25 protein-coding genes and 1 pseudogene are annotated in these 18,949 nt (G+C 64.2%); 24 read left to right on the forward strand and 2 right to left on the reverse strand.

From position 1 onward, the window contains the following. Window positions 1–129 precede the first annotated feature (129 nt). From IPF76_RS03430 to IPF76_RS03440, 3 genes are read left to right on the forward strand one after another with little or no spacing between them, the layout of a single operon-like run. Complete coding sequence (locus IPF76_RS03430; protein WP_293839665.1) at window positions 130–2,043, forward strand: proprotein convertase P-domain-containing protein; 1,914 nt, start codon at window positions 130–132, stop codon at window positions 2,041–2,043. Window positions 2,044–2,075: 32 nt separating this feature from the next. After that, window positions 2,076–4,082, forward strand: coding sequence for a hypothetical protein (locus IPF76_RS03435; RefSeq protein WP_293839668.1), 2,007 nt, complete (start codon window positions 2,076–2,078; stop codon window positions 4,080–4,082). 52 nt (window positions 4,083–4,134) lie between these two features. Then, window positions 4,135–5,508 carry a glutamate--cysteine ligase gene (locus IPF76_RS03440; protein WP_293839671.1) on the forward strand — a complete coding sequence of 458 codons (1,374 nt, stop codon included), beginning with the start codon at window positions 4,135–4,137 and terminating at the stop codon, window positions 5,506–5,508. Here the strand turns inward: IPF76_RS03440 and IPF76_RS03445 are convergent. Then, a complete protein-coding gene (locus IPF76_RS03445; protein ID WP_293839673.1) occupies window positions 5,505–6,911 on the reverse strand; it encodes an isoprenylcysteine carboxylmethyltransferase family protein in 1,407 nt (468 codons plus the stop codon). The genes IPF76_RS03440 and IPF76_RS03445 overlap by 4 nt on opposite strands. Before the next feature lie 232 nt (window positions 6,912–7,143). On the opposite strand from IPF76_RS03445, the gene IPF76_RS03450 reads away from it, so the two are divergent. The 3 genes from IPF76_RS03450 to IPF76_RS03460 are packed head-to-tail and all read left to right on the forward strand — an operon-like array spanning window position 7,144 to window position 8,993. Beyond that, entirely contained in the window at window positions 7,144–8,349 is a 1,206-nt protein-coding gene (locus IPF76_RS03450; protein ID WP_293839676.1) for a M23 family metallopeptidase, read from the forward strand. A gap of 1 nt (window position 8,350) precedes the next feature. Beyond that, entirely contained in the window at window positions 8,351–8,749 is a 399-nt protein-coding gene (locus IPF76_RS03455) for a polymer-forming cytoskeletal protein (RefSeq protein ID WP_293841896.1), read from the forward strand. A gap of 22 nt (window positions 8,750–8,771) precedes the next feature. Then, a complete protein-coding gene (locus IPF76_RS03460) occupies window positions 8,772–8,993 on the forward strand; it encodes a DUF2945 domain-containing protein (RefSeq protein ID WP_293839679.1) in 222 nt (73 codons plus the stop codon). On the opposite strand, the gene IPF76_RS03465 is transcribed toward IPF76_RS03460, so the two are convergent. After that, window positions 8,980–9,279, reverse strand: a complete 300-nt coding sequence (locus IPF76_RS03465) for a DUF1905 domain-containing protein (protein WP_293839682.1) — start codon at window positions 9,277–9,279, stop codon at window positions 8,980–8,982. The two genes, IPF76_RS03460 and IPF76_RS03465, sit on opposite strands and share 14 nt — an antisense overlap. Before the next feature lie 181 nt (window positions 9,280–9,460). Between IPF76_RS03465 and IPF76_RS03470 the strand changes: the two genes are divergently transcribed. From IPF76_RS03470 to yidD, 18 genes and pseudogenes are all read left to right on the forward strand, one after another. Beyond that, a complete protein-coding gene (locus IPF76_RS03470) occupies window positions 9,461–10,150 on the forward strand; it encodes a TetR/AcrR family transcriptional regulator (protein ID WP_293839684.1) in 690 nt (229 codons plus the stop codon). 72 nt (window positions 10,151–10,222) lie between these two features. After that, a complete protein-coding gene (locus IPF76_RS03475) occupies window positions 10,223–10,660 on the forward strand; it encodes a VOC family protein (RefSeq protein WP_293839687.1) in 438 nt (145 codons plus the stop codon). A 68-nt stretch (window positions 10,661–10,728) separates the two neighbouring features. Further along, window positions 10,729–10,950 (forward strand): DUF4287 domain-containing protein, encoded by a 222-nt coding sequence (locus IPF76_RS03480; RefSeq protein ID WP_293839690.1) that lies wholly within the window; start codon window positions 10,729–10,731, stop codon window positions 10,948–10,950. A gap of 3 nt (window positions 10,951–10,953) precedes the next feature. Beyond that, entirely contained in the window at window positions 10,954–11,628 is a 675-nt protein-coding gene (locus IPF76_RS03485) for a glutathione S-transferase family protein (protein ID WP_293839693.1), read from the forward strand. Window positions 11,629–11,658: 30 nt separating this feature from the next. Continuing rightward, window positions 11,659–12,330 carry a glutathione S-transferase family protein gene (locus IPF76_RS03490; protein WP_293839696.1) on the forward strand — a complete coding sequence of 224 codons (672 nt, stop codon included), beginning with the start codon at window positions 11,659–11,661 and terminating at the stop codon, window positions 12,328–12,330. A gap of 29 nt (window positions 12,331–12,359) precedes the next feature. Then, window positions 12,360–12,692, forward strand: a pseudogene (locus tag IPF76_RS03495) (DUF1428 domain-containing protein); the annotation flags it as partial. Between the two features lie 33 nt (window positions 12,693–12,725). After that, window positions 12,726–13,079: a DUF1428 domain-containing protein gene (locus IPF76_RS03500; protein ID WP_293841899.1), complete on the forward strand. Its 354-nt coding sequence runs from the start codon at window positions 12,726–12,728 to the stop codon at window positions 13,077–13,079. 156 nt (window positions 13,080–13,235) lie between these two features. Next, window positions 13,236–14,033: a VOC family protein gene (locus IPF76_RS03505; RefSeq protein WP_293839698.1), complete on the forward strand. Its 798-nt coding sequence runs from the start codon at window positions 13,236–13,238 to the stop codon at window positions 14,031–14,033. A 107-nt stretch (window positions 14,034–14,140) separates the two neighbouring features. Then, entirely contained in the window at window positions 14,141–14,566 is a 426-nt protein-coding gene (locus IPF76_RS03510; RefSeq protein ID WP_293839701.1) for a VOC family protein, read from the forward strand. Continuing rightward, window positions 14,563–15,069, forward strand: a complete 507-nt coding sequence (locus IPF76_RS03515; protein ID WP_293839704.1) for a VOC family protein — start codon at window positions 14,563–14,565, stop codon at window positions 15,067–15,069. The genes IPF76_RS03510 and IPF76_RS03515 overlap by 4 nt, the downstream gene beginning before the upstream one ends. After that, entirely contained in the window at window positions 15,056–15,502 is a 447-nt protein-coding gene (locus IPF76_RS03520) for a hypothetical protein (protein ID WP_293839707.1), read from the forward strand. Before IPF76_RS03515 ends, IPF76_RS03520 begins: the two co-directional genes overlap by 14 nt. 3 nt (window positions 15,503–15,505) lie before the next feature. Continuing rightward, window positions 15,506–16,159: a glutathione S-transferase family protein gene (locus IPF76_RS03525; RefSeq protein WP_293839709.1), complete on the forward strand. Its 654-nt coding sequence runs from the start codon at window positions 15,506–15,508 to the stop codon at window positions 16,157–16,159. A gap of 19 nt (window positions 16,160–16,178) precedes the next feature. Further along, the gene (locus IPF76_RS03530) at window positions 16,179–16,652 is read left to right on the forward strand and encodes an SRPBCC domain-containing protein (RefSeq protein WP_293839712.1); all 474 of its coding nucleotides are present in this window, start codon (window positions 16,179–16,181) and stop codon (window positions 16,650–16,652) included. 79 nt (window positions 16,653–16,731) lie between these two features. Continuing rightward, window positions 16,732–17,511, forward strand: a complete 780-nt coding sequence (locus tag IPF76_RS03535; protein WP_293839715.1) for an alpha/beta hydrolase — start codon at window positions 16,732–16,734, stop codon at window positions 17,509–17,511. 56 nt (window positions 17,512–17,567) lie between these two features. Then, complete coding sequence (locus IPF76_RS03540; RefSeq protein ID WP_293839718.1) at window positions 17,568–17,903, forward strand: hypothetical protein; 336 nt, start codon at window positions 17,568–17,570, stop codon at window positions 17,901–17,903. A gap of 128 nt (window positions 17,904–18,031) precedes the next feature. After that, the gene (rpmH, locus tag IPF76_RS03545) at window positions 18,032–18,166 is read left to right on the forward strand and encodes a 50S ribosomal protein L34 (RefSeq protein WP_039570342.1); all 135 of its coding nucleotides are present in this window, start codon (window positions 18,032–18,034) and stop codon (window positions 18,164–18,166) included. Between the two features lie 29 nt (window positions 18,167–18,195). Beyond that, the gene (gene rnpA / locus IPF76_RS03550) at window positions 18,196–18,543 is read left to right on the forward strand and encodes a ribonuclease P protein component (protein ID WP_293839721.1); all 348 of its coding nucleotides are present in this window, start codon (window positions 18,196–18,198) and stop codon (window positions 18,541–18,543) included. Window positions 18,544–18,685: 142 nt separating this feature from the next. Further along, a complete protein-coding gene (gene yidD / locus IPF76_RS03555; protein WP_293839724.1) occupies window positions 18,686–18,898 on the forward strand; it encodes a membrane protein insertion efficiency factor YidD in 213 nt (70 codons plus the stop codon). The last annotated feature ends 51 nt before the right edge of the window (window positions 18,899–18,949 follow it).

The following is an 18,949-nucleotide window of genomic DNA, read 5'->3' on the forward strand; positions in this document are numbered from 1 at the left end:
GTTTTGCGCCAAGCCCCCGATTTTAACCGCATATTAGCTATGCACGGGCATAGCGGTGCGATGCAACGGCAGGACCAGAGCCGATTTTGCTGGCGTGGGGGCCAGCACACGCAGCGTGTACGCGTCTTTTTGGCGCTCGTCTGGCTGGCGCTGACGCTCGCCGCGAATCCAGCGGCGGCGCAGACCGCGACGACGTACAGCAACACGACCGGTGGCACGATAAGCGAGACCGCAACCCCCTGTACCAGCCCGATGGTGCGCAATTTCACCGTCGCGGCCAACGCGCAGATCACCGATGTGAACATCGGGGTGCAATTCACTCATAGCTATCGCGGCGACATTCGCGCGACGTTGGTGTCGCCCACCGGCACGGTGGTCAATCTGATCACCAATGTCGGCACATCTGCCGACAATTTGAACGTCCTGTTCGACGACAGTGCCGCGACCAGCGTCACCACCCACACGGCGAACGACAACACCGCCGCCGCCCCGCCCTATCAACGCAATTTCCAGCCGCAGGGGACGCTCGCCGACTTCAATGGCGAAGGATCGGCGGGGTCTTGGCAGCTCACCATCTGCGACTCGCTGAACGGCGACAGCGGCAATTTCACCCGCAGCGACCTGACGCTGACGACAGTGCCGATTGCCCCGTCCGCCGACCTATCGCTGACCAAGTCGGTGAGCAACGCCGCGCCAGCCATTGGCGCCAGCATCAACTATATCCTGAGCGTGACCAACGCGAGCGGCTCGGCGCTGAGCGCGAGCGGGGTGACGGTGCAGGACACACTGCCCGCCGGCTTCGCTTTCGCCGGCGCATCAGGATTTGGGAGCTATAATAGCGCCACCGGCGTCTGGACGGTCGGCAGTATCCCGGCGGGGACGACGCGCACGCTTACGATCACCGGCACCGTCACCGCGACCGCGGGCGCGACGGTAACCAATGTCGCCGAAGTCAGCGCCTCGTCGGCGTTCGATTTCGATTCAACTCCGGGCAATGGCGCCGCGGGCGAGGATGATTATGATACCGCCAGCTTCACGGTATCCGGGACGCGCATTGCCGGGACTCCGCCGACGCTCGTCTGTCCGGTCGGCAGCACCGTCCACGACTGGGACGGCGTCAGCTGGGCCGCGGGTACCACCAGCGGCGGCTATGCGCTGACCGCGATCGGCACGATGAATTTCAATATCGCGATCAGCGGCGGCGTGTTCCTGAACAACGCGACCTATGGCGGCCAGTCGCCCACGCGCCAGAATGTTGTCACCGGCGGCCTGTCCCCGGCGCAATTTTCGATCTTTGAGATCGTCGACATGAATAGCCAAGCGGGAAGCGTCACCAGCACCTTTACATTGCCGACCGCGGTTCCGAGCGCACAATTCCGGCTGTTCGACATCGATTATGCCGCCGGACAGTTCGCCGATCGGGTGACCGTCACGGGCAGCTTCAACGGCTCGCCTGTGACCCCGGTACTGACCAACGGCGTCAGCAACTATGTCATCGGCAACAGCGCTTACGGCGACGGCACCTCCGCCGATGCAAGTGCGAACGGCAATGTCGTGGTGACCTTCAACGTGCCCGTCGACACGATCATCGTCGAATATGGCAACCACAGCCTTGCGCCGACCAACCCCGGGCAACAGGCAATTGCGATCCACGACGTCACATTCTGTCGCCCGACCGCCAATCTGACAATCGCCAAGACCAGCAACGTCGTCAGTGACCCGACCAACGGGACGACCGCCCCCAAGGCGATCCCCGGTGCGACGATGCGCTATTGCCTGCTCGTCACCAACAATGGCAGCGGCACCGCGACCGCGATCAACGTCGCCGACGCGCTGCCCGCGACGACCAGCTTTGTCCCCGGATCGCTGCGTAGCGGCGCAACCTGCGCGGGGGCGGCGACGGTCGAAGACGACAATGCCAGCGGCGCTGACGAAAGCGATCCGTTTGGCGCGTCGATCGCCGGCGCGACTGTGGCCGCCACCGCGTCCACGCTCGCTCCCGGAACTGCGCTCGCGATCAACTTCGATGTGACGATCAATTGATCCTGCCTGATCGCCAGTACCGGCGATGCGCCATGTTTGTGCTCGCCGCACTAGCCGCGACACCGCAGGCAGCGGCGCAACGCGTCATCGTCAACCCCTCGTTCGAAGCGAACGATCCGCAGGGACCGGGCGCCGCCAATTACGAAATCTACTCCAATGGCTCGGTTCCAGGGTGGGATTCGGCGTCGGGCGAAATCGAGCTGTGGGACAGCACTTTCAACGGCGTCCCGGCCTACGCGGGGTCGGTGTTTGCCGAAATGAACGCCAATGTTCCCGGCGCCTTTTACCAGAATATCTGCATGGTCAATGGCGAAGCGATCGGCTGGACCTTTGCCCATCGCGCCCGGTCGGGCGGCCCGGCGACGCAGACCGCCCGCTTTCAGGTCGCCAATATGTCGGGCGCGCTTATCCAAAATCTCGCGACCCAGGCATCGACGATCAACAATGTGTGGAACGTCAACAGTGGATCGGCGACCTACCTGGGTACATCGGGTGTGCAGCGCGTCCAATTCATCACCACTGATCCAGGCAGCTTCGGCAATTTCCTCGACGATATCCGGATCACGCTGAATCCGTTTGTCGAGCTGTCGACCGTCTCGGCTTCGGGGGTCGAATCGCTGGCAACGGCGAACCTGCCGACCCTGACCGTGAACGGAACCCTGTTCACCGCGCGGACGGTCAATGTCAGCGTCACCGGCGGCACCGCCGTGCGCGGCACCGACTATACGACCCCAGGCGGTGGAGCGAGCTTCACCGTTACCATTCCTGCGGGGACATATCAGAACACCGCAGTTCCGCTCGGCATCCAGATTATCGATGACGCCTTGACCGAAGGCAGCGAGACGATTCAGATCGCGCTAAACAGCGGCACTGGCTATACCGTTTCGAGCACGTCGAGCTGCGGGGGCGCGGCAACCACCGCGGGCACCTACACGATTACCGACAATGATTCGCCGGTTGTGCTGGCCAAGAACTGGGTCACCGGCATCGCGGGCGATGCGGTCAGCCTGGCCATTACCGGCGGCTCGGTGCCGACCGCAGGATCGTCGACCGTGGGCGGTACGTCAACCAACGCGACTGCAGTCGCAGTTCCCGGCAGCACCCTCACCCTGACCGAGGCCTATACGTCTGGCGCCGCGGCCAACTACAACAGCAGTATCGAATGCCGCCGCAACAGCGACAATGTTGTGGTTGCTAACGCGGGCAGCGGGCTCAGCCGCACCGTCGTGATGCCCTCGGGCACCTCGCTCACCTGCACCTGGACCAACAGCCGGCGCACGGCGACGCTGATGGTCCGCAAACAATGGGTCAATGCCCAGATCACCAACGCGGTAACCGTTCAGACCAGCGGCCTGATCAACAATGCCAGCCTGTCGTCGGTCGCCAACAGCGCGAATGAGACCGACACGAATGCGGCCGTCACCGTTTACGCCGCCGAAAGCGCTACGCTGAGCGAAAGTTTTACAGTTGGGAGCGCCATCAACTATAATCAGGCGCTCGCCTGCACCGGCAATGCCAGTCCGCTCGCGGGCAATCTGCTGACGGTGGGCGCCGCTGATACCGCGATCGTCTGCACCTTCACCAACAGCTATGTTGTGCCATTGGCGATTGCCAAAACATCCGTAGCCTACAGCGATCCGGTGAACGGGTTGATCAACCCCAAGCTGATTCCCGGCGGATTTGCCAATTACGCCCTGACCATTACCGCGCCCGCCAGCACCAGCCCGACGAACGACAGCATCATCGTCACCGATGCGCTCCCCGCAAACCTCAGCCTGTTCGTCGGCACCTACGCCCCCGGCCCCGGCCCGGTGCGCTTCGCTGCCGGCAGCAGCGGGTTGACATACAGCTTCTCCAGCCTGGCGAACGCCGCCGACGATCTGGAATTTTCGAACAATGGCGGTGCCAGCTGGACCTATGCGCCAACCGCCGACGCCAATGGCGTCGACGCGACAGTGACGCATATCCGCGTCCGCCCCAAAGGGTCGATGGTGCCGGGATCGAGCTTTACGATCAACCTGCGCGGGCTGGTCAAATAGCGCCAGCTCAACAGTCGATTGCATTCTGTACTGAACAGTCTAAATGCGCGATATGAGCACGCGCACCGCTTCGGACAGCCACGATCCCATCGTCGAACATCGCGACGAACTGGCCACCCCAATGATACAGGGCGAGAAGCCCAAGGACCGCTGGCGGATCGGTACCGAGCATGAGAAGTTCGTCTATCGCACCGACGATCATCGCGCGCCGAGCTATGACGAACCCGGCGGCATCCACGACCTGTTGATGGCGCTTACCCGTTTCGGCTGGGAACCTGTGATCGAAGGCGGCAAGGTCATCGCACTCGCTGGCAGCGATGGCACCGTCAGCCTCGAACCCGCGGGTCAGCTAGAACTCTCGGGCGCACCGCTCGAAAATCTCCACCAGACCTGCGCCGAAACCGGCCGTCATTTGAAACAGGTGAAAGAGGTTGGCGCCGAACTCGGGCTCGGTTTCCTCGGGGTTGGCATGTGGCCCGACAAGACCCGCGCCGAGCTGCCGATCATGCCCAAGGGGCGCTACAAGATCATGCTCGATCATATGCCGCGTGTCGGCAGCATGGGGCTCGACATGATGCTGCGCACCTGCACGATCCAGACCAACCTCGATTATTCGAGCGAAGCCGACATGGTGCAGAAATTCCGCGTCTCCTTGGCGCTGCAACCGATCGCCACCGCGCTGTTCGCCAGCTCGCCCTTCACCGAGGGCAAGCCGAACGGCTATATGTCGTACCGCAGTCATATCTGGACCGACACCGACCCCGCGCGCACCGGCATGCTGCCCTTCGTGTTCGAGCAGGGTTTCGGCTATGAACGCTATGTCGATTATATGCTCGACGTGCCGATGTACTTCGTCTTCCGCAACGGCAAATATATCGACGCCGCGGGGCAGAGCTTTCGCGATTTTCTGAAGGGTGAACTGCCTGCGCTGCCCGGCGAAAAGCCGCATATCTCCGACTGGAATGACCATCTGTCGACCGCCTTCCCCGAGGTACGTCTGAAAAGCTTCCTCGAAATGCGCGGCGCGGACGGCGGCCCGTGGAACCGCATCTGTGCGCTTCCGGCTTTGTGGGTCGGGCTGCTCTATGATCAGGGCGCGCTCGACGCGGCGTGGGATCTCGTCAAGGGCTGGAGCATCGAGGAGCAGCAGGTGCTGCGCGATGCGGTTCCCAGCGAGGGTCTCGATGCCCCGGCCCCCGGTGGCGGCACGGTCGGTGAGCTTGCCCATCGCGTCCTTGATATCGCCGCGGCGGGCCTCGCCGCGCGCGGCGAGGTCAATTCGATGGGCGACAATGAAGTCGGTTTCCTCGAACCGCTGCGCCGCATCGCCAAGAGCGGCAAATCGCCCGCGCACGACCTGCTCGATCGCTACGAGGGACCGTGGGGCGGCGATCTTTCGAAAATTTACGACGAACTCAGCTTTTAAGCGACCGGTCCGACCCGCTCGTCAGGTTCGAGCCGGATCAGCGGGCGTTCGCGCCCCGTCAGCCGCGCGAACAGGCGCGGGACAAGGGCGTTCGCCTGGGCCCAGTTCCAATAAGCTACATAAGCGGGATCGGCGAGGAGATGCTTCTCCTCCGTCTTGGCGCGCCAATAATAGACACCGCTGACCAGCGCGAGCAGCGCGACGTTGCGCGCGCCCTCGACCCAGCCGCCCGCGGCAGCCAGAAAGGGCAATGAGGCGATCCACCAGCTCAAATTCTTCGACACATAGGCCGGGTGCCGGGTGAAGGCGTACGGCCCATGCGTAATGATGCCGCGGTGCGTGAGATTTGAGAAGCGGATACCGAACGCCATCGTCGCCCAGCTGTAAATCGCGGTCAGCAGAGCCAGCACATTCGCCCAGACGATCAGCAACGTCTCATGCCCCGCCAGCCAATGCCCCCAGTCGGCGCCGTTCACCTGATAGTCGAGCGGGCCGCCGCTCATCAGGATGAAAGGCGGGTAACAGACGAGCGCCGCGACCCACGCCATGCCATAGGGATTGGCGGTCCGGATATGCGCATCGAGCGGTTTCAGGGTCAGGATATAGCCGACGGTGGCGATATGGACGTCGATCAGATACAGGAAGTTGAGCGTCCAGATCCCGGTCGTATAGGGGTTGGCGAGCACGTCGCGCATCGGCACGGTGACCAGCGCCGAAAAATTCCCCGGCACGATCGAGAGCATGAAGGCAGTGAAAAACCCCTTCACCGCCCAGGCGCGCAGATGATGACCGACCGCGCGCCCGTCGACCGGCTGGCCGGGTGCAATCAGCCAGCGGCCGAATTGATAACAGCCGTCGCGGGGCTCGACCATGCGGCGGTCGAGCCACAGCATATAGGGCACCGACACGAGCAGCAGCCACGGCGCCACCCGTTCGAGCAAATCCATCGAAAAGGCATAATTGCCCGTCCAATAATAGCGCATCGTCGCATAGATCAGCGCGATCAGCCCCCAGGTCGCCCACAGTCCGGCGAGCTTGGTCAGGCTGATGTCGACCGTCTCGCGCCACGGTCGCCGCTGCGCCCAGTCGATCCCGGTCGATGGATTGCGGTGTACCTTGTCGACCAAGACTGACCACAGCACCATCGGAATGCCGCACGCAAGTACGCTGGCGATTGCCGAGTTCGGGCCGCTCATCGGCCCGCGCGTATCCCAATGTATCCCCAGATAAGCGGCTATTTCGGGGGCGTAGCGTGCCAGCAGCAAATAGCCGACCAGTCCTGCCAGCCCCACAATGCCGACCGCGGCGCTGACCGCCGAACGCGGTCGGGCCGTGCTGCCCCGTTGCGGCTGCCCAAACGTATCAGCGGCGCCGGTCGGATCGGTTGTGACCATGGAATTCATCGGCTTGACCCTAGCAAAAATTGGTAAGTAAGCCGTCAATATTATTTACCGATTCGCGACGGATTTCCCGCCAAAATGGCCGCGTTCCCGCCCTTTGGCACCGTTCACCGCAGGTTGAGTTCGACTCGGCGCGAGTCGCCCTGCAAAGATTCGCGCCGCCGCAAACGGCCTGTTAAGGCGCCCATCAATCGGGGCGGAGGGCTCCTTATAACAAACAAGATGGGGTCGCCACTTGTCATCGAAATCCACGGGCCTGCGCCATTGGCGCCAGCGCTTTACTGCGCTGTTTCAGGACCATGAAATCTTCATCCGCACGCATGGTCATGTTCGATTCGTGCGGATCAGCGCCGTCTGGCAAAAGCGCGTTGCGCTAATTGCCGCTGTCGTCCTGCTCGCTTGGGCGGGCGCGACGCTAGCCGTGCTCGTCAACCAACTGCTCAGCTCGGGCGAGCGCGCCGCGGTCGCGCAGCAACAGGCCGCCGCTGCCGCTTCGGAAGCGCGGATCGCCAAATATCGCGACAATGTCGCCGAAACCGCTGCCGATCTCGAAGAACGGCAGGCGCTGCTCGAAGGCGTCGCCGAAACCCATTTCGGCATCGACACCGAAGCGATGGCGGCCCAGCCCGCACCGGCAGCGACCGATGCACCGGCCGCCGCCGAGCCGCTCAAGACCAGCGCGATTGACCCCAACCTGCCCCCCGAAGCACAGACGCTCGCCCGCCTCGAGGCCCGGCAGGAACGCTTTGCCAGTCGCCTGCTCACCGCGGTCAATATCCGCGCCGCCAATGCCGAAGAAGCCGTTGCCAAGCTTGGGCTCAACCCCACGGCGATCGTCCGCGGCGCGGCAGCCGGCCGCGGTGGTCCCTTCATTCCTTACAAGGGCCGCCTGGGCAAAGCCAAGGCGCTCGGTCCGTCCTTCGCCGCGCTCGAAGGCGCATTGTTCCGGATGGAAGTGCTCGAACGCACCCTTGTCGCCGTCCCGTCGGGCAATCCGGCCGACGTGTTGATGATGTCGTCGGGCTTTGGCTATCGCAGCGATCCGTTTACCGGCGCCGGCGCGATGCACGCCGGGCTCGATTTTCGCGGCCCGATTGGTACACCGATCCTCGCCGCCGCCCCTGGACGCATCAGCTTCGTCGGCCAGAAGTCCGGCTATGGCAACGTCGTCGAAGTCGATCATGGTCAGGGTATTTTAACCCGCTATGCCCACTTGTCGGGCTTTACGTCGAAGGTCGGGGCGCAGGTCGCCGCCGGTCAGCAAATCGCCAAAATGGGCTCGACCGGGCGTTCGACCGGCAGCCACCTGCATTTTGAAGTCCGTCTAAACGGCGTCGCGGTCAATCCGCGCCGCTTCCTGGAGGCCAAAGCCGATGTTCTCGAAGTCAAAGACGACGCAAGCCAACGAGTCGGTGCCATCGCTGCCCACGGTGCCCGCTAAGATGGCGACCGGCGCGCGTCACACGACCTTTTCGATCCTGGGATCGGACGTCGTCGTCACCGGCAATGTCGCCGCCAGCGTCGATCTGCACGTCGATGGCAAAATCGACGGCGATTTAAAGTGCGCCAATCTGGTCCAGGGCGAGGCGAGCGAGATCAAAGGCGCTGTCGTTGCCGAGACTGCAAAGATCGCCGGACTGGTCGATGGCTCGATCGAGGCCAAGACGCTGATCGTCCACGCCACCGCGCGGATCACCGGCGATGTCGTATACGAGAACATCACGATCGAAAATGGCGGCAAGATCGACGGCAAGCTGGCGCATCGTCGCCACGGTGCGGGCGCAACCAAAGCTCCGCCGCCGCTGGAAGTCGTCGAGAACAAGTCGGCGCTTGGTATCTGACTTCGCCACGCGCCGGGATCGCATGGCCGCGCACCAGTTCGAAATCGACTCCCACGTCCGCTGGACCTGGGGCCGCGGCGAAGCGCATGGCCGCATTGCCGAACGCTTCGAAACGCGCGCCGAGCGCATCATCAAGGGCGCGCGGATTGTCCGCAATGGATCCGCCACCAATCCCGCCTATCTGATCGAAATGATCGACGGCCGCGAAGTGCTGAAGCTGGGCAGCGAACTCAGCGGCGACTAACGCCGCTTATCTGCATCGTGACGGCGATCCGATCGCCGAGCCCTAACCCCTCGGCGCGCTGAACGGGGACCTTCATCTGCAGGACATCGGTGTCACCGCGGCGGAACAGCGAGGTGGTGAATTCGGTTTGCCCGATCTGCGCCGTCACCGGCACCATGCCCCAACCATAGCTCGCTTCGCGTGCGGCATAATGGACGTCACCGACCAGATGATCGGGCACCGCGGCGAATAGATAGGGCGGCTGGATAGGGCGGCAGGCCGCGCCATTCGATGATGTCGGCTTCAAAGCGTAACATCAGTTCCGCGGCGCCTGCCGCCGGGAGCTTAGCGCCGCGGCGATATGAATGGGCCCGACGTCCGCGGCCCCCGCGAGATCGGGGCCGGTGCGCAAGTGGACGAAAGTGGCATGCGGCGTGGCGGCACTTCGAAGTTTGACAACATACCAACTGGTCGGTATGTCATTCGGCATGAACCCGCATCAGCCCTCTTCCGACCCCGAGTCCTCCGCCGGTCACGCTATCGGCGTCGGAGCCGGCATCGCCGGGGTCCGCGCGCCGCGCGGCAGTGCGCGCGCGGCGTTGATTGCGGCGGCCCACACGACGGTGCGGCGCCAAGGCTATGCGGCGACGACAGTCGACCAGATTTGCGCTGCAGCGGGGGTGACCAAAGGCGCCTTTTTCCACCATTTCGCGTCGAAGGAAGCGCTCGCGGTTGCCGCCGCCGAGGCGTGGACCGAGCGCGCGCGGCCGATGTTCGAAATGCCGCCGCACACCCAATTGGACGACCCGCTGGCCCGGCTGATCGGCCATATCGATTTCCGCTTTGCGATGCTCGACGGCCCGGTCGAGGAGTTCACCTGCTTCGTCGGCACAATGGTGCAGGAGGCCTTTGCGACGAGCGATGCGATCCGCGCCGCGTGCGAGGCCAGCATCAACGCCTATTGCGAGGCGCTGACCCCCGATATCGAGGCGACGATGGCGCGTTACGGCGCCCCCCAAGCTGTCACCCCGCTCGGTCTGGCGCAGCATATACAGGCGGTGCTGCAGGGCAGCTTCATCCTGGCCAAAACGACGAACGATCCGGCGATTGCGCGGGAAAGCGTCACCCATCTGAAGCGTTATGTCCGCATGTTGTTTGAACCGCGAGGTGCGCAATGACGCAGCGGGTAATTGCCCACCTGGCGTCCCTGCGCTGACTTACCCCAAACTATCCCCCAAAGGAGAGAAACGATGCCCCAGATGATTTTCGTGAACCTGCCGGTGACCGACCTTGCACGGTCGCAGGCCTTTTATGAAGCGGTCGGCGCGGTCAACAACCCCGCCTTCACCGACGATACCGCCGCGTGCATGGTCGTCGCCGAAGGGTCGATCCACGTCATGCTGCTGACGCATGAAAAATGGGCGACCTTCACGTCCAAGGCGATCCCCGACGCGCATACCACGGCGCAGGTTCTGCTCTGCGTATCCGCCGACAGCCGCGCCGATGTCGACGCGCAGGTCGCCAAGGCGAGCGCCGCTGGCGGCAAGGCCGACCCGACACCGACGCAGGAATATGGCGACTTTATGTACGGCCGCAGCTTCGAGGATCCCGATGGCCATATCTGGGAAGTGATGTGGATGGATCCCGCCGCGATCCCCGCCGGTGAGCCCGCCGAGGCGGCCGCCTGACCGAGCAGCAGAGGGAAACGGACGGCCACCCTTGCACCGGTCGCCGTTCCCCTCCCGACGGGAGACAGATGATGAGTTTCCAAGCCTATCTGGACAATGTCGAGGCGAAGACCGGCAAGTCGGCTGACGACCTTAAAGCGCTGGCGATCGACAAGGGCCTGGCCCATGCCAACGGCCTCGCCCCCGGGGTCAAGCCCGGTGCGGTGATCGACTGGCTGAAGGCCGATTTCGACCTTGGCCACGGCCACGCGATGGCGATCGTCGCCTTCATCAAAGGGAAGAGGACGTAGATCATGCCCGTCGATTCCCACGCGACGATCGAAGTCACCGCTTATCAATGGGTGCCGCCCTTCGTCGAAGGCCGCATCAAGGATCTGCGTGTGCGCTGGGCGCTGGAAGAGATCGGCCGCCCCTATCGCGAGCATCTGATCGGCGGCATTTTCGAGGAAAAGCCCTCCGAATATCTGGCGGACCAGCCGTTCGGGCAGGTTCCCGTGTACAAGGAAGACGGGCTTACCCTGTTCGAATCGGGCGCCATCCTGCTCCACATCGGCGAGCAGGACGAACGCCTGTTGCCGCGCGACGCGACCCGCCGCGGGCAGGCGATCAGCTGGATGATCGCCGCGCTGAACAGCGTCGAGCCGACACTACAGACGCTGATCGTGCTGAGCGTCGCCGGCGCGGAGCAGGATTGGCAGGGTGCCGCAATGGACGCTGCCCGACCGTTCGCCGAAAAGCGGCTGGCGCAACTCGCGCGCGCACTCGGGGATCGCAAATGGCTGGGCGGGGCCTTCACCGTCGGCGACCTGGTCATGATCGACGTTCTGCGCGCCGTGCCGGCGCAGATGCTGGCCGCCCATCCCAACCTGACTGCCTATGTCGAACGCGGCACAAAGCGGCCCGCGTTCGAACGGGCACTCAAGGCCCAGCTTGCCGCCTACGCGAGCAATGCGCCGCGAGATGCGTGATTGCTGCCGTCCGATCGAAAGGAGAAGATAATGCCCGTCAATCCCAACGCCAGCATCGAAGTGACCGCGTTCGACTGGGTACCCGATTTTGCGCGCGGCTATGTCCGCGACCTACGCCCGCGCTGGGCGTGCGAGGAAATCGGGCTCGATTATGCCGAACATCTGATCAGCGCGATCAACCGCCCCGCCGACCATTTCCTGTTCCAGCCCTGGGGTCAGGTGCCGGTGCTCAACGACGGCGGCATCCGCCTGTTCGAAAGCGGCGCGATCCTGCTGTACCTCGCCGAAAAGGACACGCGCCTGATGCCCCGCGACGCGCAGGCGCGCGCCAACACGCTGGCGTGGCTGTTCGCCGCCTATAACAGCGTCGAGCCGATGTTGTTCGAGCTGGGCAATGTCGATATATTCGCGAAGGACGAGGAATGGGCGCAGCTGCGCCGTCCCGGCCTGATCGAATTCATTCAGGGCCGGCTGGGCCGGCTGAACGACGCGATCGGCAACAAAGATTATCTGACCGGCGAATTTTCCGTCGCCGACATCGCCATGGCGACCGTGCTGCGCGAAGCGGTCGAAGCGGGATTGATCGCCGAGCAGCCGCGACTGCAGGCCTATCTTGACCGCTGTCTGGCGCGTCCCGGGTTCCAGCGCGCGCTGTCGGCGCAGCTTGCCGCATTCAACGAAGAAGCGGGTCCACCCGCCTGAAACCATCCTGCCCCCGAAGGAGAGAAACGATGACTTATGTAGAAGGATTTGTGGTCGCAGTACCGACCGCCAACAAGGAAGCGTATCGCAAACATGCCGCCGATGCGGCGCCGCTGTTCAAGGAATTTGGCGTGAGCCGCATGGTCGAGGCGTGGGGCGACGATGTCCCCGACGGCAAGGTCAACGACTTCAAGGGCGCGGTCCAGGCGAAGCCCGAAGAGACCGTCGTGTTCAGCTGGTTTGAATATCCCGACAAGACGACGCGCGATGCCGCGGCTAAAAAGATGATGAGCGACCCGCGCATGGAGGCGATGGGCAGCACCATGCCATTCGACGGAACGCGGATGATCTATGCCGGGTTCGATGCGATCGTCGATGACCGCGCCGACGGCGCGATGGGCTATCTCGACGGTTTTCTGGTGCCGGTCCCCGACGCCAACAAGGACGCCTATCGCGCGATGGCCGAAAAGGCGTCTGAGGTGTTCCGCGATCATGGCGCGACGCGCGTCGTCGAGGCGTGGGGCGACGATGTTCCCGACGGCAAGGTCACCGATTATGCCCGCGCCGCGCACAAGCAGGACGGCGAAACCGTCGTGTTCAGCTGGGTCGAATGGCCGAGCAAGGAAGCGCGCGTTGCGGGCTGGAATAAAGTGATGGCCGACGAGCGGATGCAGCATGATCCGAACGATCAGACCTTTGATGGCAAGCGCATGATCTATGGCGGCTTTGCCCCGATCGTGGAGGCCTGAACTAATCCTCCCAGTGCGAAGCCATGGGGAGGGGACCGTTCGCCGCAGGCGAGCAGTGGAGGGGCCGCGACAGTAGCGCCAAAGCCGCTGCGTCAGCGCTTCGCGCTGCCACCTCCCCATCGCTACACGACAGGGATGATCGAGAGGAGAAAGACGATGACCAAGCCAGCCAATTTCATCTGGTACGAACTGATGACCCCCGATCCCGCCGGAGCCGCCGCCTTTTATGGTGCGGTGGTCGGCTGGACGATTGCCAGCCACGCCGACCCCGCGGCAGGGGGCATGGATTATCGTATGATCGCGCGCAGTGACGGCGGCAACGCGGGCGGAGTGTTGGCGCTGAATGCCGACATGCTCACCGGTGGCGCAAAGCCGATCTGGATCGGTTATCTTGAGGTGGATGACGTCGATGCCGCGATCGATGCGATCAAAGCCGATGGCGGTGCGGTGCAGATGCCCGCGACCGACCTGCCGGTCGGGCGCATCGCGATGGTCACCGACCCGCAGGGCGCCCCCTTCTATATCATGGACCCAATCCCGCCCGAGGGCGCGCCGGAGGGGGCAAGCGATGCCTTTTCGATGACCGCGCCGCAGCGCGTGCGCTGGAACGAGCTGGCGACATCGGACCCCGACGCGGCGATCGCTTTCTACACCAGGCATTTCGGCTGGGGACAGGCGGGCGAGATGGATATGGGCGAAATGGGCGCATACCGGTTCATCCAGCGCGGCGACGCCGGGATCGGCGCGGTCATGCCGCTTATGCCCGGCATGCCGGGATCGATGTGGTCCTATTACATCGGTGTCGACGACATCGACCGCGCCCACGCCGCAGTGGCCGCCAACGGCGGCACGATCACCAACGAACCGATGGAAATTCCGGGCGGCGAGTTCGCAATGAACGCGGTCGACCCGCAGGGTGCGGCGGTCGGGTTCGTTGGGCCGCGGAAGGCTTAAGCCGCCACCCCAATTCGAGATCCCGGCGAAGGCCGGGATCTCGACGGATCGGCGGCACGCGAGATTGAGACCCCGGCCTTCGCCGGGTGACGGAAAGGGAGAAGGATATGGCAGGACAGTCAAAGCAGGGCCCGTCGACGGGACTGACCCCGCATATCGCGATCGCCGACAAGCGCGCGAGCGAGGCGATCGATTTCTATATCAAGGCGTTCGGCGCGACCGAAAACATGCGGATACCCGCCGACGATGGGGTGCGGCTGATGCACGCGCACCTGACGATCAACGGCGCGTCGCTGACGATGCACGACGAGTTTCCCGAATATGTCAGCGAGCCGTCGGGGAAACCCGATGGCGTGACGCTGCACCTGCAGGTCGACGATGCCGACACCTGGTTCGACCGCGCAGTGGCCGCCGGCGCGACCGTCGTCATGCCGCTCGACAACATGTTCTGGGGGGATCGCTATGGTCAGATAAAGGATCCCTTCGGCCACCAATGGTCGATCGGATGCCCGGTGAAAGGAGAGACGAAATGACCGCCAATAAAAACCCCGTCAGCCTGTGCCTGTGGTTCGACAAGGACGCCGAAGAGGCCGCAAAATTCTATGCCGCGACCTTTCCCGACAGCAATGTCGGCGCCATCTATCATGCGCCGAGCGATTTTCCGGGCGGCAAGGAGGGCGACGCGCTGACGGTCGAGTTCAGCGTGCTCGGTACGTCCTGTATCGGCCTGAACGGCGGGCCGATCTTTCCGCAGAGCGAAGCCTTTTCCTTCCAGGTCCATACCGACACGCAGGAGGAAACCGACCGTTACTGGGACGCGATCGTCGGCAACGGCGGCAAGGAAAGCGCGTGCGGCTGGTGCAAGGATAGATGGGGTCTCAACTGGCAGATCACCCCGCGCGTGCTGACCGATGCGATGGCGAACCCCGATGCGGGGGTGCGCAAGCGCGCGTTCGAGGCGATGATGACGATGCACAAGATCGACGCCGCGGCGATCGAAGCGGCGGTGCGGGGCGAAGCAGTTGGCGCGGCGTAGTGCCGCGCGCTTCGCTTGGCTGCTCTGCGGCACGCTCGACATCGCCTATGCGGCGGTGGCGAGCGTCATGCAGGGCGGCACCATCTCCTCGATGCTCCATGCGGTCGCGAGCGGGCCGTTCGGCGACGTCGCGCGCGGGTGGGGCATCGGCGGCGATATCGCGGGGCTGGCAACGCATTATGCGATCATGGGGGCGATGGTCGCGGCCTGGTTCTTCGTCGCGCGGCGCTGGAGCGCGCTGTCGACATGGCCGTGGTGGCTCACCGGCACGCTCTACGGCCTGCTGCTCTATGTGATCATGAACGGCATCGTGCTGCCGCTGCGCTTTGGATCGCCCTTTCCGCCAGTCGATCTCGCCAAGGGCGCGATCGCGCTCTTTCCGCATATATTTTTTGTCGGCTGGCCGCTCGCCTGGCTGACTCGAAAAGGCTGACCGATGCTGATCCTTTATGCCCACCCCTTTTCATCCTACAGCTGGAAGGCGCAGATCGCGCTGGACGAAAAGGGCATCGATTTCGACTATCGCAACGTCGACCCCGAATTTCCCGAGCATAGCCAGCAATTGTACGCGCTTTGGCCGGTGGGCAAATTTCCGCTGCTCGTCGATGGCGAGCGGACGTTGTTCGAAACGTCGATCATCATCGAATATCTCGACCGCGTGCAGCCCGAACCGCGGCTGATTCCCGCAGACCCTGATGCCGCATTGCGGGTGCGGCAGATGGACCGCGTCTTTGACCTTCATGTGATGGCGGTGGTGCAGGACATCGTGAACGACCGTATTCGCGGACCCGCGGGGCATGCGCCAATGATCGTCGACAAGGCGCGGGCGGCGCTCGATACGATCTATGACTGGCTCGACACGCAATTGGCGGGCGGCGGCTGGGCAACGCCTGACGGGTTCACGCTGGCCGACTGCGCCGCCGCACCGTCGCTGTTCTATGCCGACTGGGTGCATGAAATTCCGGCGGATTGCGCGAATCTTCGCGCCTATCGCGCGCGGCTGCTCGCCCGCCCCTCGGTCGCACGCGCGGTCGACGGTGGCCGCGCCTATCGCCACTATTTCCCCGGCGGCGCCCCCGACCGCGACTGATTGTTCCAAGGAGACCGACATGACCGCAACTGCCGACAATGGATGGGCGCTGTCCATCACCCGCCACATCGCTGCGCCGCCCGAAAAAGTGTGGCAAATCCTGACCGAGCGACAGACCGAATGGTGGTGCCCGCTGCCATGGCGCGCCGAATTTCTGGTGCAGGAATGGCACGCCGGCGGGCGGACCAGCGTCGTCATGCACGGGCCCGACGGCGAGGAGCATCCGCACGAGGGGATTTTTCTGGAAGTGACCCCCGGGGTCCGCTTTGTCTCGACCGACGCCTTTGTGGTCGGCGCCGACGGGCAGTATATGCCGGCCGGCCCATTCATGATCGGGTGCTGGGAGATCACCGTCGAAGCGGGCGGCACCCGCTATACCGCAACTGCGCGCCACTGGGACGAGGATGCGGCACGGCGCCATAGCGAGATGGGCTTTGCAGACGGCTGGGGTGCGTGCGCCGACCAGCTGGTCGCGCTGTGTGAGCAAGATTAGACGTACCAAAACGGGGTTAATGGCGCGGTGACCGTGCCGCTTGACGCCTTGGTAGCCGCGCCTGCGCGAAAGCGGGGGCATGATGTCGTCGATCGCTCTCGTCCGCAGCCTGTTCGTCGCGCTTTGCGCGGCGGTACTGGCGTTCGCGCCGGCGCAGGCGCAGCAGGGCCTAACCGTCACCACGACGGTCAGCTGGACCTGGGATGAGGTCGCCGGCGATGACGACGGCGCGGCCTTCGACGAAGATGGCGCGTTGCTCGACGAGGACGCGCTTGGCGACGATGCTGATCTGGCAGCGACGCGACGTTATGCCCCGAGCGCGACGCTGGCGACGCTGGGCCGGGCTCAGGCGCAGTTCGGTCCCTTTGCGGTGGTCGATGCGGGCACCGTGCGCATGGCTGGCGACGTCAACTCGGCAACCCCGCGCCAGTTCGCGGCGATGCTGGCGGCATTTCCAGGGCTCAAACGGCTCGAAATGGTCGACTGCCCCGGCAGCCTCGACGAAGAAGCCAACCTGATTCTGGCGCGCGCGATTCGCCGCGCGGGGATGGAAACCGTCGTCCCAAGTGGCGGTTCGGTGCGGTCCGGTGCGGTCGAGCTGTGGCTCGCCGGCAGCACCCGCCGTGCCGCTGCGGATGCCGAATTCGGCGTCCATAGCTGGGCCGATGACACGGGGCGCGAGGCCAATGATTATGCCGCCAGCGACCCGGTGCACGCCGAATATATCGGCTATTACCGCGAGATGGGAATGGACGACGCCCACGCGCGCGCCTTTTACGCGCTGACCAACAGCACCCCGTTCGACGAAGTGCGCTATCTGACCCGCGAAGATATGGCGCGTTTCATCACGCTGCACTGACCGCTGGCCGCGGCGCAGGCTTGCGCCTGCGAAACGCCGCCCCCACATCGCCCGTGATGGTGAAACGCAGCCTTTACCAGCGATTGCGCTCGACCGCGCAGGTCCGGCTAACGCTGTTTGCCCTCGGCGTGCTGCTGATGGTGCTCGCGCCGATCGTCGGGGTGCTGCCCGGCCCAGGCTTCCTGATCCTGTTTCCCGTCGGGCTGATGCTGTGCCTCCAGAACAGCGCGTGGGCGAAGCGGATCTATGTTCGGTTCAAACGGCGGCATCCGCGCTATGCCGGGTGGACCGACCGCGTCATGCGGCGGACCAGCGCGGCGCGGCGGCGCGCGCGCGACGCGCTGATCGCTGCCGACGGCGAAGCGCTGGAAAACCGCCGCGATGCCAATTGACTGGCGAAAAAGCGCGGGGGCAATTGACTTTGCGCCGACTCTCGCTTATCCGCGCCTCCATCAGTGGCCGCCCACGTTTGGCGGCCCTTTTCTGTTAGAGCCTTGCAAGAGATTTAGGGACAACCGCGATGAAGCGTACCTTTCAACCGAGCAACCTCGTGCGCGCCCGTCGCCACGGTTTCCGCGCCCGCAAGGCGACGGTCGGCGGTCGCAAGATTCTCGCCAACCGCCGTGCCCAGGGCCGCAAGAAGCTGTCGGCCTGACCGCTGACGCTTCTGCGCCAGTAAAACTGGTGCGAACGCTTTCAAAACGTAGCGAATTTCTGGCCGCTAACCGCGGCCTTCGCTTTCCCATGCCCGGCTTTGTCCTGCTCGTCCGCCAGCGCGGCGATGCCGATGACGCGATGGGCATCGGCTACACCGTCAGCAAGAAGGTCGGCAATGCCGTCACCCGCAACCGGATGAAACGCCGGCTGCGCGAACTGTGCCGCGCGGCGCTGCCCGAATCGGGCGTAGCGGGCGCCGACCATGTGCTGATCGGGCGGCCCGGCGGCAATGACATCGTCTTTGCAGAGCTGGGCGAACAGCTCGATTCGGCGTTGCAGCGCGCGGCAAAGAAATTGGCCGCGAAGGCGACATGACCATCGCCCTTCCCCTCGCTCGCCACCCCGGACTTGATCCGGGGTCTATTGCCGCCGGCGCCGTATCGGCCCCGGATCAAGTCCGGGGTGACGAAATTGGGGTAATCGCGTGTGAAGTTGCGCAGTTTTCCGGGCGTTCGGCATGATCGCCCGCCTGCTCATCCTGATCGCGCGCGGCTGGCAGATCGGGCCGTCGCGCATCCTGCCGCCGACTTGCCGCTTTGCTCCGTCGTGCAGCGAATATGCGATCATCGCGCTAAAACGCCATGGTGCGATCAAGGGTGGCTGGCTCGCGACAAAGCGGCTATTGCGCTGCCATCCTTGGGGGGGCCACGGCCACGACCCGGTGCCTTAGGTTCCCACCGAAGCATCCTCCCCCAACATTTTGAGACGAAGAGAGACCCAA

The organism is Sphingopyxis sp. (assembly GCF_016704835.1).
Classification (GTDB): Bacteria; Pseudomonadota; Alphaproteobacteria; order Sphingomonadales; family Sphingomonadaceae; genus Sphingopyxis.

Bases quoted from the DNA above. Each gene is read 5' to 3' on its own strand.
- IPF76_RS03480 (WP_293839690.1), top strand. From the start codon at position 10,729: ATGATGAGTTTCCAAGCCTATCTGGACAATGTCGAGGCGAAGACCGGC.
- IPF76_RS03455 (WP_293841896.1), top strand. From the start codon at position 8,351: ATGGCGACCGGCGCGCGTCACACGACCTTTTCGATCCTGGGATCGGAC.
- IPF76_RS03535 (WP_293839715.1), top strand. From the start codon at position 16,732: ATGATGTCGTCGATCGCTCTCGTCCGCAGCCTGTTCGTCGCGCTTTGC.
- IPF76_RS03525 (WP_293839709.1), top strand. From the start codon at position 15,506: ATGCTGATCCTTTATGCCCACCCCTTTTCATCCTACAGCTGGAAGGCG.
- IPF76_RS03485 (WP_293839693.1), top strand. From the start codon at position 10,954: ATGCCCGTCGATTCCCACGCGACGATCGAAGTCACCGCTTATCAATGG.
- IPF76_RS03540 (WP_293839718.1), top strand. From the start codon at position 17,568: ATGGTGAAACGCAGCCTTTACCAGCGATTGCGCTCGACCGCGCAGGTC.
- IPF76_RS03460 (WP_293839679.1), top strand. From the start codon at position 8,772: ATGGCCGCGCACCAGTTCGAAATCGACTCCCACGTCCGCTGGACCTGG.
- IPF76_RS03490 (WP_293839696.1), top strand. From the start codon at position 11,659: ATGCCCGTCAATCCCAACGCCAGCATCGAAGTGACCGCGTTCGACTGG.
- IPF76_RS03530 (WP_293839712.1), top strand. From the start codon at position 16,179: ATGACCGCAACTGCCGACAATGGATGGGCGCTGTCCATCACCCGCCAC.
- IPF76_RS03475 (WP_293839687.1), top strand. From the start codon at position 10,223: ATGCCCCAGATGATTTTCGTGAACCTGCCGGTGACCGACCTTGCACGG.
- IPF76_RS03505 (WP_293839698.1), top strand. From the start codon at position 13,236: ATGACCAAGCCAGCCAATTTCATCTGGTACGAACTGATGACCCCCGAT.
- IPF76_RS03500 (WP_293841899.1), top strand. From the start codon at position 12,726: ATGGGCTATCTCGACGGTTTTCTGGTGCCGGTCCCCGACGCCAACAAG.
- IPF76_RS03515 (WP_293839704.1), top strand. From the start codon at position 14,563: ATGACCGCCAATAAAAACCCCGTCAGCCTGTGCCTGTGGTTCGACAAG.
- IPF76_RS03435 (WP_293839668.1), top strand. From the start codon at position 2,076: ATGTTTGTGCTCGCCGCACTAGCCGCGACACCGCAGGCAGCGGCGCAA.
- IPF76_RS03470 (WP_293839684.1), top strand. From the start codon at position 9,461: ATGAACCCGCATCAGCCCTCTTCCGACCCCGAGTCCTCCGCCGGTCAC.
- IPF76_RS03440 (WP_293839671.1), top strand. From the start codon at position 4,135: ATGAGCACGCGCACCGCTTCGGACAGCCACGATCCCATCGTCGAACAT.
- IPF76_RS03445 (WP_293839673.1), bottom strand. From the start codon at position 6,911: ATGAATTCCATGGTCACAACCGATCCGACCGGCGCCGCTGATACGTTT.
- IPF76_RS03510 (WP_293839701.1), top strand. From the start codon at position 14,141: ATGGCAGGACAGTCAAAGCAGGGCCCGTCGACGGGACTGACCCCGCAT.
- yidD (WP_293839724.1), top strand. From the start codon at position 18,686: ATGATCGCCCGCCTGCTCATCCTGATCGCGCGCGGCTGGCAGATCGGG.
- rpmH (WP_039570342.1), top strand. From the start codon at position 18,032: ATGAAGCGTACCTTTCAACCGAGCAACCTCGTGCGCGCCCGTCGCCAC.